Annotated in this window: 14 protein-coding genes; all 14 read left to right on the top strand. The window is 61.7% G+C overall.

Going from position 1 to position 15661, the window contains the following annotated elements; translation table 11 throughout:
- Positions 1 to 21 precede the first annotated feature (21 nt).
- The 14 genes from ACVIIV_RS28330 (at position 22) to ACVIIV_RS28265 (ending at position 15657) form a co-directional block, all read left to right on the top strand.
- Positions 22 to 2274 carry a phage tail sheath family protein gene (locus ACVIIV_RS28330; RefSeq protein ID WP_456747085.1) on the top strand — a complete coding sequence of 751 codons (2253 nt, stop codon included), beginning with the start codon at positions 22 to 24 and terminating at the stop codon, positions 2272 to 2274.
- Between the two features lie 12 nt (positions 2275 to 2286).
- The gene (locus tag ACVIIV_RS28325; RefSeq protein WP_456747084.1) at positions 2287 to 2706 is read left to right on the top strand and encodes a phage tail protein; all 420 of its coding nucleotides are present in this window, start codon (positions 2287 to 2289) and stop codon (positions 2704 to 2706) included.
- A 41-nt stretch (positions 2707 to 2747) separates the two neighbouring features.
- Entirely contained in the window at positions 2748 to 3113 is a 366-nt protein-coding gene (locus tag ACVIIV_RS28320) for a hypothetical protein (RefSeq protein ID WP_456747083.1), read from the top strand.
- Entirely contained in the window at positions 3056 to 3301 is a 246-nt protein-coding gene (locus ACVIIV_RS28315; RefSeq protein WP_456747082.1) for a DUF6760 family protein, read from the top strand. Before ACVIIV_RS28320 ends, ACVIIV_RS28315 begins: the two co-directional genes overlap by 58 nt.
- A 271-nt stretch (positions 3302 to 3572) precedes the next feature.
- Positions 3573 to 4097, top strand: coding sequence for a hypothetical protein (locus ACVIIV_RS28310; protein WP_456747081.1), 525 nt, complete (start codon positions 3573 to 3575; stop codon positions 4095 to 4097).
- 10 nt (positions 4098 to 4107) lie between these two features.
- The gene (locus ACVIIV_RS28305; RefSeq protein ID WP_456747080.1) at positions 4108 to 4755 is read left to right on the top strand and encodes a CIS tube protein; all 648 of its coding nucleotides are present in this window, start codon (positions 4108 to 4110) and stop codon (positions 4753 to 4755) included.
- A gap of 2 nt (positions 4756 to 4757) precedes the next feature.
- A complete protein-coding gene (locus ACVIIV_RS28300) occupies positions 4758 to 5978 on the top strand; it encodes a phage late control D family protein (protein ID WP_456747079.1) in 1221 nt (406 codons plus the stop codon).
- A gap of 16 nt (positions 5979 to 5994) precedes the next feature.
- Positions 5995 to 6696, top strand: a complete 702-nt coding sequence (locus tag ACVIIV_RS28295) for a phage baseplate assembly protein V (protein WP_456747078.1) — start codon at positions 5995 to 5997, stop codon at positions 6694 to 6696.
- A gap of 16 nt (positions 6697 to 6712) precedes the next feature.
- Entirely contained in the window at positions 6713 to 6994 is a 282-nt protein-coding gene (locus ACVIIV_RS28290; RefSeq protein WP_456747077.1) for a PAAR domain-containing protein, read from the top strand.
- A gap of 3 nt (positions 6995 to 6997) precedes the next feature.
- Positions 6998 to 7414 carry a GPW/gp25 family protein gene (locus ACVIIV_RS28285; protein ID WP_456747076.1) on the top strand — a complete coding sequence of 139 codons (417 nt, stop codon included), beginning with the start codon at positions 6998 to 7000 and terminating at the stop codon, positions 7412 to 7414.
- Entirely contained in the window at positions 7411 to 10776 is a 3366-nt protein-coding gene (locus ACVIIV_RS28280) for a putative baseplate assembly protein (RefSeq protein WP_456747075.1), read from the top strand. The genes ACVIIV_RS28285 and ACVIIV_RS28280 overlap by 4 nt, the downstream gene beginning before the upstream one ends.
- A gap of 83 nt (positions 10777 to 10859) precedes the next feature.
- Complete coding sequence (locus ACVIIV_RS28275) at positions 10860 to 12302, top strand: eCIS core domain-containing protein (RefSeq protein WP_456747074.1); 1443 nt, start codon at positions 10860 to 10862, stop codon at positions 12300 to 12302.
- A 9-nt stretch (positions 12303 to 12311) separates the two neighbouring features.
- Complete coding sequence (locus ACVIIV_RS28270) at positions 12312 to 14588, top strand: putative baseplate assembly protein (protein ID WP_456747073.1); 2277 nt, start codon at positions 12312 to 12314, stop codon at positions 14586 to 14588.
- Positions 14527 to 15657 (top strand): hypothetical protein, encoded by a 1131-nt coding sequence (locus ACVIIV_RS28265; RefSeq protein ID WP_456748936.1) that lies wholly within the window; start codon positions 14527 to 14529, stop codon positions 15655 to 15657. Before ACVIIV_RS28270 ends, ACVIIV_RS28265 begins: the two co-directional genes overlap by 62 nt.
- Positions 15658 to 15661 lie beyond the last annotated feature (4 nt).

Below are 15661 nucleotides of genomic sequence, written 5' to 3'. Positions count from 1 at the left end.
CGTTTAAGAGGGAGGAATGGCATGGCGACGTTTTCAACGATTGACAAGGCGCCAGGAGTCTACATTCAGGAGATCTCGCTGCCAGGTCCAATCGCAGGTGTGAGCACGAGCATCGCCGCCTTTCTCGGGCCGGCAATGCAGGGTCCGACGTTTACCCCGACCCTCATCACAAACATCCAGCAGTTCTTGAACAAGTTCGGAGGCTATATCGAAGATCCGTATCGCGTTTATGTCACCCATGCCGTCAATGGCTTCTTTGCTGAAGGCGGACAGCAGTGCTACTTCGTTCGGATCGGCACCGGCAGGGCGGCGTGGCTGGATCTGCGCGACGCCAAAAACCGCAAAGTGCTGAGAGTCACCGCGCTCAAAGAAGGACTCTTTGCCAACACTGACATTCAGGCTCAGGTTGATCCTGCGAGCGCTGCCTCGACCAAGGCAGCGGGCAAGGGCGTGAGCGTGACGCTCGAGGCGGCGTCCATTACCGTCGACACTGCAGCATCCGGTCAGGCAAAGGTCACCACCAAAAGAGCCAACGACGCAAACAAGTTCGATCCGGGCGACCAGGTGGTGCTCTCCGACAGCACCAACACCAAGACGGAGAAGGCGACGATTGCCACGATAAGCAGCGACGCAACGAATCCGCCCGGCACCTGCACGTTCGTCATGGCGACCAAGCTCACCAATGATTATGCGGGCGGCACTATGGCTCCGGCGGCTGCGAAGCGTAGGGTCACGACCGCCGACGCGGCCGACGCCGGAAAGTTCGTCCCCGGGGATTGGGTGCTACTCACCAACACTGCGACGACGAAGAGTGAACGTGCGGTCATCTCCAGCATCACGATCGACTCGCGCATTCCCCCCGGCGTCAGCAAGTTCATTCTGGTAAATCCGTTCATGAATGACTACGGCGGCGGCACCATGCGTGTTGCTGACCTGATTCCAGGTCAAAGCCGGATTCGGGTTGAAGCGACCACGGGCATCGAGCCGGGCAGCTACATCAAGATCGATCAAAACGGCCTCACCGAAAACGGTGTGGTTCGGGTGGTCGATGCGCTGAACAACGTCTTGACGCTAACAAGTCCGCTGACCAACACCTATCCGATGGACGGCGCCAACGACGTCAAAGTCGACACCCTGGAGTTTTCACTCACGATCAAGGCGAAGAATTTGGCCGACGAAGTGTTCCCACTACTGTCCCTCGATCCGCGGCACAGCAAGTACTTCGTCAGGAAGGTCCCCTCGGCCAGCGTCTCCGTCGCCTTCTCGGACCCACCGACGACATCGGCGCCGCCGGACAATCTGCCGGCAAAACTTGTCGCCACAAACCTGGCGGGCGGCCTCGACGAGGACATCAGCAAGCTGACCACCGTCGAGTACCACACCGGCATTGACAAGCTGCAGAAAGTCGACGACGTGAATCTCTTGTGCATACCCGACGCGGTGGGCGGGACGCTCGGTGCGACCCCAATCTTCACGGATGCGGATACGCAGGACATTCAGGCCTACATGGTGGCCCACTGCGAAAAGATGAAGGACCGGTTCGCCATCCTCGATTCGCTGCCGATGCCGAACCCTCCAAGCTTCGACAGGATTACCTACCAGCGGCAGAACCTGAACTCCGATGGCGGATATGCGGCGCTTTATTTCCCGTGGATCTCCATCTCCAACCCCATTGCCAAGGGGCGCATTCTGGTTCCGCCGTCGGGCCACACGGCAGGCGTCTACGCCAACAGCGACAACAACTTTGGCGTCTTCCGCGCGCCGGCCAACGAGTCGATTGTCTCCGCACTCGATCTCGAGACGCCGGTGACAGATGACGAGCAGGGGCCACTGAACGAGCAAGGCATCAACGTCATCCGCGCGTTCAAAGGCCAGGGCATCAAGATCTGGGGCGCACGCACAATCGCGCCCCACGACATCACCCAGTGGCGGTTCGTGAATGTGCGCCGTCTGCTTCTGTTCATCGAAGAATCGATCCAGGAAGGCACCCGCTTCGCTGTATTCGAACCGAACAACCTGACGCTGTGGCAGACGCTGAAGCGGTTAGTGACCGCTTTCCTGCGCGACCAGTGGGAAGCGGGAGCGCTCTTCGGCGAGACCCCCGACAAGGCGTTTCGCGTGCGCGTCGACGAGACGCTGAATCCGCCGGAAATCCGCGCGCTGGGGCAACTCATCATCGAGGTCACGGTGGTCCCGACCACGCCGGCCGAGTTCATCGTGTTCCAGGTCATTCAGGATCCCACGGGGGCGACTCTGCAGGAAGGCACGAAGTAAGAGGAGGGCAACATGCCGGATCCATACAAGGGAATGCGGTTTCGCGTGGAAATTCAAGGTATCCAGCAAGCCGGATTTTCCGAGTGCAGTTCGGTTAGCTCGCACCTCGAGGTCATCGAGTACCGCGAGGGAGGCGACCCCGACCGCGTCCGGAAATTTCCGGGCAAGCGAAGTTGCCCGGACATCACCTTGAAGTGGGGCACCACCGATTCCCGCGAGCTGTACGACTGGCACATGCTCGCGGTCAACGGGCAGATCGAGAAGCTCGATGGATCGGTCGTGCAGTTGGACGACACCGGAACCGAAAAGGTGCGCTGGAATTTCTTCAAGGCGTGGCCGAGTAAATGGGACGGTCCCACCTACAGCGCGAAAGGCGCCGACATGTCGATCGAGACGCTGACGCTCACGTGCGAATACGTGGAGCGTGCCTGAGGGCCGAACGATGGGCGGACGCAACGGAAGGAGATGCGGCGATGTTTCAAACGGAGCACGAATTTCTCTTGCCGCTAGGTTACGTGGATACCCAGGGCAATCTGCATCGCGAAGGCGTGATGCGACTGGCCACAGCCGCCGACGAGATTCTGCCGCTGAAGGATCCTCGAGTGCAGTCGAACCAAGCATATGTGGTTGTGATTCTGCTGTCCCGCGTCATTACTCGGCTCGGCAACGTCTCACAAGTCACGCCGAAGATCATCGAGAACCTATACGCGGCCGACCTCACCTATCTGCAGGACGTTTACAACCGGATCAACCGCAACGGGAACGGGAGTCTTCCGGCGGTGTGTCCGCAGTGCGCGCACGCGTTCGAAGTGGAGGTTCAGGCCGAGGGGGGGTTGTAGGCTACCCCCTCCCTCAGTTGTACGAGGAGGTAGCCTTCGTCGCCTATCACTTCCATTGGTCGGTGGACTCGATCCTGAACCTTGAGCACGCGGAACGGCGCCGCTGGGTGCGGGAGATCTCCTCGATCAACGACCGTAGCAACACGGAGGGCGGGAATGCGAGCGATCCCGGGTACTCATTCGCGTGACCTCAGACGGTGGGCGGCCAGCCTGCAGCGTCGGCGCGCGCCGAACGTCAATCGTCTGGCCGCGCATGGATGCCTGCGTCGGCTCGCGTGGACGCGGACGTTGGTGGCTCGCTTCTCGCATTCAATAGTGCCGGCCCGACGAGTGGAGCAGAAGCTTCTGCAGCGGACATGGGCCTGGATCCAGCACACGCACTGGTTAGCGCAGCAGGTTCACCTGTCGTGGCAGGCCCCCGTAGTTGCCCCGCTATCAAGCCTCCCTTCGCGGTACTTCGTGACGCTGCCGTCAGCGCCGGCGCACCACACAACGCGTCTGACCGTGCTAGCCCGTGAGCATCAGACGCAATGCACCACGGTGTTGCGGACCGCCGCGTTTCGCCAATCGATGGCCGAACGGCTGCGACTGGTCGCGACCCACGTGACCGCGTTCGTGCCGGTTTTGGCCACGAAAGCAATCGTGCGATCGCCATCGCAGTCGTTCGCAGGTACACCAAAGAGCGTCAGCGCGCCCGACGTGGAACGGTCCGTCGTCACGCGCCTGCTGCGACACAACCGCCGGGTCGAGAAGCGTGTCGTGCCTTCCGAGAGGGTGCTGCTGCAGCGCCCGAGCCCTCCCGTCAGCGAATCGCCTTTCGTGACGGCCGCAAGCCCATCACCGCCCCAAGCGACTGGCCACAACAGCGGATGGTCTGCGGTGCCTCCGTTGCAGGGACTCAATATCACCCACATCACCGACGAAGTCGTCCGGCAGCTGGATAGCCGATTGATTGCTGCCCGCGAGCGTTTAGGACACGTCTGAGGGGAACATCATGGACCGCGTGCAGATCACGAACGAGCTGACGGGTGAACAGTTCTTTGTGATGTTCAATCCGGAGGAATACAGCCTGAACAAGGACAACAACTTTGCGTCGCAGGCCGTTCCCGGATTGAGTTCGCCCATCCTGCAGTTCGTGCACGGCAACCTGCGGACGCTCGATATGGAATTGTTCTTCGACACGTCAGACGAACGAACGGATGTCCGCCTCCAGACGAACCGCATCACCGACCTGCTCAAGATCGACTCGAACCTGCACGCGCCACCACTGCTGCATGTCGACTGGGGCTCCTTGCACTTTCCCTGCGTGCTCGCGAAAGCCAGCCAGAAGTTTCTCCGGTTCTTGCCGAGCGGCCTGCCATCCCGCGCGCGGGTAACGGTCACGTTCAACGAGTATCTGGACGCGGAAACGCAAGTCGCCGAGGCCAACCTGCAAACCGCGGACTTTACGAAGGTGCACGTGACCAAGGCAGGCGACACGCTCTGGAGTCTGGCCGGCCAGTTCTACGAAGACGCGCTGAAGTGGCGCCCGATCGCGCTGATGAATCGGATTGTCGATCCGCGTTCGATTACACCCGGTCAGGAATTGCGGATTCCGTCTCTTCCGTTTGTCGATCCCAACAGCGGTGAAGTGGTGCAGTAACGATGGCGAACCGGGCCCAGTACGCTCCGCAGTTCAAGGTTGAAATCGGGGGCGATGCGCTGCCGCCAGCGCTCCGAGGATCGATCATCAGCCTGAGCTATCAGAACGGCATCGAGGGCTCCGACAGCGTGGACCTGACGGTTGCAAACCAGGACCTGCGTTGGCTCGATCATCCGTTGCTGGCTGTAGACCAGCGATTCAAGCTGTTTATCGGATACGCACCCGACCCGCTCGACACAGAGATCTTCGTCGGAGAAATCACCGCGGTCGAGCCGTCGTTTCCCAACAGCGGCATGCCGACGATCAAAGTCACCGCGCACGATTTCCTTCAGCGGTTGACTCACGGCAAGGTCGATCGGGCCTTTGCGTTGAAGCTTCCCAAGATCGGGATCTTCCCTCTTCCGGATGTTGCCGTTGCCAGCCTGGTGAGTGCCGCGAACATCCTGGAACCGCGCCCGGACCTCATCGGCGGCGCCCTGTCGGTCCTGATGACGCTCGCGACCATGGCGGTCGTTCCAGATGACTCGCAACGGCCAATCCGACGGCAAGAGAGCAAAACCGACTTCGATTTTCTGTCCGCCATCGCCAAAGAGAACGGGTGGGAGATGTACATCGACCACACGGCGGATCCGAAGGGGTACGTCCTCAGATTCCAGTTCCTGATTCAGGACTACTCGTCCAGCCTGATGCTCAAATGGGGACAGTCACTCCTGGATTTCAATCCCAGGCTGACCACGGTCGGTGACCTATTTGGTGTCACGGCGCGTCTCTGGATCGCGAGCCTGCAGACCGAGTTTGTGATCGTGGTGTCGTGGGACTACGACCGTGCCGCGTTCAACTTGTCCATCTACCCGGGCCTCGGTGATATCGAAACGCTGCTTGGCGAAAAGGCGAAGAAGACGTTGTCGATCAAGCCGAGCGGGTTCCCCGGCGCGCTGCAGGACATCCTGGCGGAACTGCTGCCGCGGCTGAATAACCGGCAGACGGCCACCGGGACTTGCATCGGCGACACCCGCATCATGGCGGGAAAGGTCATCGATTTTGAAGGGCTCGGCGATCAGTTCGGCGGCAAGTATCGGGTGACATCGGCGACCCACACCATTGACGCCGGTGGCTACAAAACAAGCTTCAATGCACGCAAGGAAGTCTGGTTCGGCTCGATCCCGAGACCGAAGGGATTTGGCGGCCTGGCGCGTCTGCAGGGAAACCGAATCGGATTGTGATGCTGCGGAGGATCGTATGGGCAAGGGATTCCTGGAATGGGTTGCGGGCGTCGATGAGGCGCACGGCAAACACGCGCGTCTCGGCGCCGGGTACTCGATCTCGCCGGGGACGGTGGTGGACAACCTCAACCTGCTCGCTGAAGGGCGGGTGCAGGTGCACATTCCGTCACTTCCGGCATTCGATCCGTGGGCGCGAATAGCGGCCGTCGGCGCGGGTTCGGGTCGCGGGTTTGCGTGGGTTCCGCAAATCGACGACGAGGTGCTGGTGGCCTTCAACCAGAACGACGAACGCGACGCCTACATCCTCGGCGGGCTGTGGAGCATGAGCAAGCGGCCGCCCATCACGGACCCGATCTCATTCCTCAACAAACGCGTCATCAAGACAGGCATGAAGGCCAGTCCATTGGCCCAAACCATCGAGCTGGATGACCTGACACAGTCGGTCACGATTACCACCAGCATCGGTCATTCGATCACCCTGGGCCTGAAGTCGATCGAGCTCAGTGCCCCCAAAGGGGTTATGAAGATCTCGATGGACCTCGGTCCGCCACCGTCGATCACCATCCAGGCAGCGCCTGCCGGTAACATCGATTTGATTGCGCCGACGGGCACGATCACCTTGCAGGCCAACCAAGTGGAGATCACCGGAACCACCGCGACGAACATCAAGTCCGCCGGGATGGTTTCGATTCGAGGCCCGCAGGTCCAGCTCAATTAGAAACGGAGGAACAACCATGCCGCCTGCCGCTCGCTCGACGGATCCAACTGCGCATCCGGGAATCATGGCCGGACCCGGCGTGCCAACGGTGTTGATCGGTGGAATGCCCGCCGCGGTGTTGGGCGACAACCATAGCTGCGCGATGCCGCCAGTTGCCGGACCCCATCCGCCTACGCCTGACGTGAAGGGCGCGATCACGGTCTTCATCGGCGGCAGGCCGGCGGCTCGCCTTGGAGACATGTCCGCGTGCTCGGCGCCGATTGTGATGGGCATGCCCACGGTCCAGATCGGAGGATGAGCGATGGGCGCTGCCGATCCACGTCGGGCGCTTCTCGGAGTCGGATGGGCGTTTCCACCCTGCGTTGCAGCCGATGGCGGGACGTCGATCGCGGTCTATGACGAGGACATCAGGCAATCGATCCGAATCATCCTGGGCACCGACCGCGGAGAACGAGTGATGCGTCCCGATTTTGGAGCGGGGCTTCGCTCTTTCGTGTTCGGACCAATCAATACGACCACGTTACAGCGCGTGAAGGCGCGCGTCCAGGACGCCCTCGTGAAGTGGGAGGCCCGTATCGATGTGGTGCAGGTGAGGGTCACGCTCGACGTCAATCAGCGTAGCACGCTGTGGATCGACATCACGTATCGCGTCAGAGCGACGAATACGTTGACGAACCTCGTATACCCATTCTATTTGCAGGAAGGAATGCCGAAGTGATCGTGAAGACGGCGCCACCAGTCGACGATCGCCGCACCGATGCGATCGTACAAGAGTTCTGGCAGCGCCACTACGGCTACGTTCCGGAGTGGAATCCGTCGCGCGGCACAGCCGGACAGGCGATCGCGCAAATCTTCGCGAGGTATGTGTACGCCATCCTGCAGCGCCTGAACCAGGCGCCGGAGAAGAACAAGCTCGCGTTTCTTGATTTGCTGGGTGTCCGGCTCGTCCCTGCCTCGCAGGCGCGGGCTCCCATTGTGTTCCAGCTTTCGCCACAGGCGAGCGATAGCAGCGCGCCGGCTGGAACCAGAGTGGCAGCGCCGCCAGCGGCGGGCAGCAGCCAGCCAATCATGTTTGAAACGGAGAGGGCGACAGGTATCGCTGCGGCAAGCCTGGCGGAAGTGATCAGCCTATGGCCCGGGCGCGACCAATACATCGATCATTCCGTGGACTATCTTGCCGGCCGGCCGTTCACCGTGTTTCAGGGAACGCAATTGCAGCCGACCCCGCACGTGCTGTACCTCGCGCACTCTACGGTGTTGGCTTTCGCTGGGACCAGCCGGCTCGAAGTCGAATTCGAGTTGGAGCAGGGAAGCTCGAGCCCACTCGAAATTCTGTGGCAGTACTGGGACGGATCGGTGTGGCGTGGCTTCAAGTCGTTGAAGCCCACGTGCCTCGAACCGCCCGGGCAAGGTTTCGACGGCACTCGAGGCTTGATGTTCACGGGCTCAGTGCGACTGGTCACGGAATGCGCTCAGACTGCGCCGGCCACGGTGAACAATGTCGAGTCCTATTGGCTGCGCGGACAGCTGACGCAACCGCTGCCACCCGACCCCGCCATCCTGCTCCCCGTCGTCGATAGCATCCGCCTTCGTACCACGATCGAGCAGGACCTCAAGCCGAGCCTGCAGGCGAGCATCCAAAAAGGCGACAAAGCCCAGCTCCTGTTTACAAGCGAGGGGGGAGCTCCGCTGGCGCAGATCCCCGTGACGATTAGGAACCCGAATAATTCCATCCTCACGACCGCCAAGACCGATGACACGGGGGCGATGCCTGTTCTCCCTGCTCCGGTCGTGGGCACCACGTACAGCATCGAGGTAACGTGCTTCAATTTCCAGTTGAATACAACTGTGAAGCACGTCGATTCCACAGCCGATCCAGCGCAGTTCAACCTGATCCTGAAGATGAGCGGGCTGAAGCTGGATTCCGCCCTTGTCGAGGGTCAAAAGGTAGACGTCAGCAAGCCGTTCTTTCCTTTCGGCCAGCAACCGCAACCGGGTGCGACCTTCTATTTCAGCCAAGAGGAGATCTTCAGCAAGAGCGGGGCATCGGTGCGCGTCTACGCTCCTCGAACGCAAACCCCGCAAGACCTGTTCAAGATCAAAGACAGCCAGAATCCAACTCCGCTCGATCGCGTGGTGAGTTGGGAATACTGGAACGGATTCGACTGGGTGCCACTCCCGATCACGTCAGAGAGCGACAGCCCCACGCCTGGCGATCTGAACACTTCAGACGTGATCGAGTTCGACGTTCCGACAGATCTCGCGCCGACTGAGGTCAATAATCGGCCTGGGCTCTGGATGCGGGTGCGCGTGGTGAGCGGCGGGTTTGGTTTCACCAAAGAGGTGAAGTTCAAGGACGGCGCCGGTCACGACAACACGTTCGTGTATGTGATAACCGTGCCGCCTGCGCTGTCCGATTTTCGGCTCGGCTACGTCTGGCAAACGCCGTTCACTCCGCTCGAACAGGTCGTGACGTGGAACGATTTTCAATACGAGGATCACACCGATGACGCTCGATGGCTTGGCACGACGTTCTCGCCGTACAAACCGATTACTGAAGTCAGCCCTGCTCTGTACTTCGGCCTGACCCAGCCGCTCCCCGTGAACGACATGGGAATCTATTTCGACATTCTGGAGCAGACGGGAAACGCTGATGGCCCACCACTGGTGTGGGAATACTTCAATGGCGACGGCTGGAGAGAGTTGACTGTTGACGACGAGACCCGCCGCTTGCGCTTGCCAGGAATTGTGTCCTTCATCGCTCCTGACGATAGCGTGGCCGTCGCGCGGTTCGACAAGTCGCTCCACTGGCTGCGGGCGCGGTTGAAGGAGGACGGCCCTCCGGGAGAAGCCACGCTCAATCAGATCAATCTGAACGCGGCATGGGCCTCGCAACGACAGACCTACAACGATACGCCTTTGGGCGTCAGCACTGGTCTTCCCGATCAGGTGTTCGTGCTGACGCAAGTTCCGGTGCTGGCTGGAGAACGGATCGAAGTGAGAGAGCTAAGTGGCAGCCGGGCCAACGTGGAGTGGCGAACTCTCGCGCTGGAGCTGGGACACGGGGAGCCCACACTTCTCAGTCGACTGGAAGCGAAGCTGGGCGCCGAAGGATTTGAAACAGAAGTTATCGAGGGCGATTTGCGACTGGTGCGCGATCGCAGCAAACGCGTGATCGAAGCGTGGGTGCGCTGGCTGGGGCAGCCGCATTTCTTCTTTTCCGGGGAGAACGATCGTCACTACGTGCTTGACGGCGCGCTTGGCCGGCTTGTGTTCGGCAACGGCGCGGAGGGACGAATTCCTCCGGCAGCGGCGGCGATTGCGGCGCGGCGTTTCCAGTCTGGCGGTGGCCTGACCGGAAATGTGGCGGCGCGCACGATCAAGCAACTTCTGGGGTCCGTAGGCGGCGTGCAGGCAGTCTTCAACCCGCGTGCGGCCGAAGGCGGTGCAGACGGCGAGACGTTGAAGGTTTTCGCGTATCGGGGGGCGGACAGCATTCGTCATCGCGGACGGGCGATCACGCCAGGCGACTACGAGACCATGGCGCACGAGGCCTCGGCAGGCGTGGCGCGCGCACGCGCGATCCCGCATCGTGATGCGTCCGGCCAGCGTCGGCCCGGTTGGGTGACGCTCGTCATTATTCCGAATAGCGCCGAACCGCGCCCAGTGCCGTCGTTTGGATTACGCGAAAAAGTCCAGAGATACGTCGAGAGGCGCGCTCCCGCGGGGTTAGTGGAGAGCCACAGCATCGAGGTGACTGGTCCAATGTATTTGCTGGTCGACGTCGACGCGGCGTTGGCTCCGCGGGATCCATCACAGGCTGGAGCCGTAGAAGAGGACGCACGCGCAGCACTCGTCGCGTTCCTGAATCCACTTCACGGCGGTCCCGAGGGTCAGGGTTGGGACCTTGGGCGCGGCGTGTTTCTGTCGGACCTGGCAGGGGCGCTCGCAAGCGTACGCGGAATCGACTACGTCGAAGAATTGCACCTGTCCGTCAATGGACTCCCGGTGGAGAACGAAGTGCCGGTGCCACCCGATCAGATAGTCGCGCCCGGGCAAATAAAATTGAAGTTGATCTAGGAACGTAGCTGCAGACGATTTGCGTCGACGAGAAGGCAGCAACAGTGATGCGATGGCTCGCGAAACAGCGAGATAAGGGCGAAATGGATTCGGCGCCGGTCGCGGCCGACGCGAAGGCCTCATCGCGGTTCCCGACTGCGATCGGAGAACGGCTGCCGGTGTCGGTGCCGGAAGTGCTGGCGATGCACAGGCTGGTGGGAAATCAGGCCGTCCTGGGGATGCTGCAGTCCCAGCGTAGCGGGCCCGGTGCGGGGAATTCACTCGATATCGGAGTCGGCGCGTCGATGGCTGCGCGGCTGCAACGGGATTTCAGTGAGGTGCGGGTGCATACGGACCCGGCCGCGGCTGGCGCGGCCAAGGCACTCGGGGTGCAGGCCTTCACAAGAGGAAAAGACATCTTCTTTCGCGAAGGCGGGTATCAGCCGCACTCCGAAGCGGGAATGCGCTTGTTGAGTCACGAACTGGCGCACGTCGCGCAGCAGGACTCGCGGAATAGTGGCAGTGCCGTCGCGGATCAGACGCTTGAACTCGAAGCCAATCACGCCGAAGTGTCGCGCGCGAATCAAGGCCCGATGCACGTGTCTTCCGCGGGCGGAACTCGTGTGCAGGGCAAGGCAGAACCCGGGAAGGGCGGGTTTTGGCATTCAGTCGGCGGATCGATCGCCGGCGCCGGCGAGGCGATCTGGGAAGGAGTCAAGACTGTCGGCACCGGGATCGCCAGCGCCGCAGAGGGCGTCTGGGATGCGATCAAATGGCTCGGAACACAAATCTGGGACAAGATGACCGGCGCCCTGCTGCGGGCTTTCACCTGGGTGACGCGTTTACCGTCGCGGGTCGGGCGGCTCGTGACGAGCCTGATTCAGGCGCTCAGCACCTTGCGGCCATGGACGCTGGCGTGGTGGGAGTCGCTGACTCATCTGAGCACCTGGGAAGACTTCCTGTCGTGGGTGGGAGTCCGGCTGATCGACGTACTCGAAATCCTCGGCGCCGGCGAAGTGCTGGAGACGGTGAACGAGTTTGTCAAATTCAACACGCGTGCGCTGAGCAGCCGCGAGGTGACACTCGCCGAGCGCGTCTTTGGCAAGTCCATTGACCTCTCGCTGGTGCGCGTCGACGAACGTGCGGTGTTGGGGCCTGCGTTCACGAACCGGGCGTTCACCAGCTTTCACACCATCAATGCGTGGGGCGGCCTGGAAGACAGCATCCTGGTGCACGAACTGACACACGTGTGGCAGTACGAACAGGTTGGCGCCATCTACATGGCGCAGGCGCTGCACGCGCAGATTCGGCGCGGCCTGGGCGCCTACGACTATGGCGGTCCTGCGGGCTTGCGCTCCGCGCGGACGAAAGGCATGCGCCTGACCGGCTTCAATCGCGAAGAGCAGGCGCAGATCGTCCAGGACTTTTTCCTGATCAAACACGGGCAGCCTCCCTGGGTTCCGGGCGGAACGGCGGCCGATCTGCCGCTGTATGCCCATTTCGCGAAGACCGTGTCCACGCTGAGTGAGAGCGAGTTGCTGACGTAGGAACGAGAAATGCCGCTGGTATTGCCCAATCTTGACGATCGGCGCTGGGCGGACCTTGTAGAGGAGGGTCGCGCGCTCATTCCGGTCTTTGGCCCGGAATGGACGGATCACAACGTCCACGATCCGGGAATCACGCTGATGGAACTGTTGGCGTGGGTGGCGGAGATGGACATCTTCGGGGTGAACCAGATCTCCGATCGCCACAAGCGCAAGTTCTTGGAATTGATTGGCGTGACCCCACAGCCACCGGCCCCGGCGCGGACTGTGCTCAGCGTGGCATTCCCCACAGGCACGCCGCCGCTTCCGCTGAAGGCCACACTTGAATTCGCCGGTGACGATCTCGAGGGCGGTGAGAGTCGTTTCCGCACGCTGGAGCCGATAACGGCTGTTGCCGGCGGTATCGTGGGCATTCAATCAAAGGATGCGACGGGGTTTCACGATCTCACCGTCGCGTGGCGTCGTGGCGATCCGGTTCTTCCGTTTGGGGCGGCGGCCGCGCCACAATCTGAGCTCTACATCGCGCTCAATGCCGCACTGCCGGCGGATGTTCCCGTTCGCTTGCACTTCACGTTTGCTGACGGCCGCTCCGGATGGGAGGAGCGGAAGCGCCTGCAGGACGAGGCCTGCGAGCGCGAACACGACTGTCCTCCTCGTCGAGCGAATCCCTGCGCAAAGCCCACCGCGCCCGCCGCAATAGGCGACGCCGACCCACAGGTGCCCGCGCACCACAGCGTCCGAACGGTCTGGGAAATCCTGTTGGCATCCAGCACAGGCGAGGCGTGGGTCACGTTGGATCCAGCACACGTCGAGGATCAGACGCGCGCGTTCACGCTGGACGGCCACATCGTCTTCACCATGCCATCGGCAATGGGGCAGTGGCGTGTCGGCGCCCTCCCAACACCGTGGTGGTATCTGCGCTGTCGCGTGGTCGCGGGCGCGTACGAGGCGCCTCCAGTTCTACAAGCGATCGCGTTCAACGGCGTCGTTGCGGAACAGGCTGTGCCGGTTGGAGCCGCCCTCGTCATGGCGAAAGGCGCAACGGTCACGCACTCGTCACCGGGCCTGCCTAAGCCCGGGGATATCACCCGCCTGCAGCTCCAGCTGGACTCGGTTGGAAACATCGTGTCACTGAATTTCGGTGGTGGCCATGCGGATGATCCGGAGTTTTTGATCCGCGCCTTCCAGGCGCCGTCAGCAGGCCGCCCGGGATCGTTGAACCTGGACGCGGTGCTGCTTGGGATCGGGACCGGTGGTCCCGAGCAGCGATTCACGTTGCCTGAACTGCTGGCGCAGGAGTCCAGCTTTTCGCTCCACACGACCGAGAACGGCGTCTGGCGGCGCTGGACGCTGCGCGAAGATTTCGCTTCCTCGACGTGGAGCGACTTTGCCGTTCTCTTGGATCCGACGTCTGGCGAGGTGAGATTCGGCAGCGGGCAAACGAGCAACGTTCCGGCGCAGGATGCGGCGATCTTCGCGCAGTATCGCGCCACACATGCCGATGCGGGCAATGTGGCCGCCGGGGTCGTCACGCGTCTTGCCGACTCAGACCACAATCGGGCGTTGCTCTATAACCCCGGTGCCACACCCGATGGCTGGAGTGCGGTCAGGAAACAAATCGCGGCTGTAAAGAACACACTGTTTGCGGCAGGCGGTACGGCAGCGGAAACGGTGGCGCACGCTGCAGGGCGCGCGATCACGCTTGTCGAGACCACGCAACGCGCCGTAACCCTCGCGGACTACGAACGCCTGGCCATGGAGACGCCGGGCACACGCATCGCGCGCGTGACGGCTCGCGCAAACCTGCATCCGGATTTTCCGTGTTTCCAGGCTCCGGGGATGATCACCGTTATCGTCCTGCCGTACTTGCCTGTCGGAAACCCGACTCCAGGTCCGATGTTGAAACAAGCCGTGGCGAAGTATCTGCGCCGGCGACGGGTGATCGGCACGCGCGTCGAGGTGGCGGGGCCAACCTACGTCGAGGTAGCGGTGAACGCTACGGTTCAGGCCGCGGCGAAGGGCAACAAGTCCGCGGTGGAAAAAAACATCGTGGACGCACTGAATCGCTTTCTCGATCCGCTGATTGGTGGACCAGATGGCACCGGCTGGCCGTTTGGCCGCGACGTCTACCGAGCAGAAATCATGCAGGTAATCGACCGCGTCGCCGGTGTCGATCACATCGTGTCACTCGAACTGATTGCCGAGCCGTGCGAGGCACAGTGCGGCAATGTCTGTCTGGGGCCGACATGGCTGGTTCAGGCGGGAGCCCATCAAATCGAAGTGGATTGAAACGAATATGTGCGATTTAGAAAAACGTGCGTTGCAACGGATCCGTTACGGGCACGGACAAATGCTTCGCTCGCTCGACTTTCGAGATCAGCTCGCCGACACGGCGCAGCACCGCTGGTGGCACAACCGCGCGCTCCATGATGCGTACGGCGTGTATCAAGGGCTGACTGCTTCCGCGATTGCGTCCGGTGGCGCTCTGGTCGGCCTCAATGTGACCGAAGGTGTTGGCGTGGACTGCTTCGGGCGCGAATTAATCGTCGACAGCCCGCAGCGCGTGCCCGTTCCCGTGAACGTACCGCCGGTTCCTGTCACTCTGGTCCTTCTCATCCGGTACGAGGACAGGCGCGACTGCCATCCTGAAGCAATGGAGGAGATCTGTTGGGCAACCAGCGGAACGGACGGGTCATCCACTGTGAGCTTCAAATGGATGCCGCTCGAACGCACGCGGGTCCGCGATGGCGTGCCCCTGGCACAGGTGATCTACGACGCCACGGGAAAACCCTTGGTGAAGACAGACTTCGTCCCGCCAGGAGCGCGACCACTTGCGCGGCCGGGGATCGCGACAGGCGCCACGCTGCCGGCAAAAACCGCGTGGGAGCCGTGGACAATCGATGTTCCGCAATCAGCGACGGGAGCAGCGGTTCAGAGAACCGCGGTTGGCGTCCAGACTAGAATCGACACGTCGGCCGCAGGTTTCAGGCGACGCCCCTGCTACTTCGCATGGCTCGCGGGGCCCCTGTTTAATCGCAACACCGTCCGGCTTCTGCCGGATATGTTCTCCAGCTTGACCGACGAATCCGCCAATGGCTTCACGTTTCGAATGTGGTTCCCCCCGTCTCGGCCGGTGATCGAAATCGCAATCGTGTCCGATGAAGCTGCTGGGTTGTCTGTCATCAGCCGGCCGGACGACTTCTTCCCATTCGCGCTTCAGCAGAAGCTGTATGTGCAGTGGGTCGCGTGCGAGATGCCGGAAACGTTGCCGTATGTGCCTATGCGGCTGCGCATCCTGAATAAATTCCTGCTTCCCCTGGTGCTGGAGAAAGTGTCGGTTGGCAACGTGAACATGTGAGAGG

The sequence above is a fragment of the Bradyrhizobium sp. USDA 4354 genome (genome assembly GCF_054060315.1).
Note: the sequence above shows the minus strand (reverse complement) of the source record. Positions and strands in the feature narration are given on the sequence as shown.

Coding starts and splice junctions, on each gene's coding strand:
- ACVIIV_RS28330 (WP_456747085.1), top strand. CDS start 22: ATGGCGACGTTTTCAACGATTGACAAGGCGCCAGGAGTCTACATTCAG.
- ACVIIV_RS28325 (WP_456747084.1), top strand. CDS start 2,287: ATGCCGGATCCATACAAGGGAATGCGGTTTCGCGTGGAAATTCAAGGT.
- ACVIIV_RS28320 (WP_456747083.1), top strand. CDS start 2,748: ATGTTTCAAACGGAGCACGAATTTCTCTTGCCGCTAGGTTACGTGGAT.
- ACVIIV_RS28305 (WP_456747080.1), top strand. CDS start 4,108: ATGGACCGCGTGCAGATCACGAACGAGCTGACGGGTGAACAGTTCTTT.
- ACVIIV_RS28300 (WP_456747079.1), top strand. CDS start 4,758: ATGGCGAACCGGGCCCAGTACGCTCCGCAGTTCAAGGTTGAAATCGGG.
- ACVIIV_RS28295 (WP_456747078.1), top strand. CDS start 5,995: ATGGGCAAGGGATTCCTGGAATGGGTTGCGGGCGTCGATGAGGCGCAC.
- ACVIIV_RS28290 (WP_456747077.1), top strand. CDS start 6,713: ATGCCGCCTGCCGCTCGCTCGACGGATCCAACTGCGCATCCGGGAATC.
- ACVIIV_RS28285 (WP_456747076.1), top strand. CDS start 6,998: ATGGGCGCTGCCGATCCACGTCGGGCGCTTCTCGGAGTCGGATGGGCG.
- ACVIIV_RS28275 (WP_456747074.1), top strand. CDS start 10,860: ATGGATTCGGCGCCGGTCGCGGCCGACGCGAAGGCCTCATCGCGGTTC.
- ACVIIV_RS28270 (WP_456747073.1), top strand. CDS start 12,312: ATGCCGCTGGTATTGCCCAATCTTGACGATCGGCGCTGGGCGGACCTT.
- ACVIIV_RS28265 (WP_456748936.1), top strand. CDS start 14,527: ATGTCTGTCTGGGGCCGACATGGCTGGTTCAGGCGGGAGCCCATCAAA.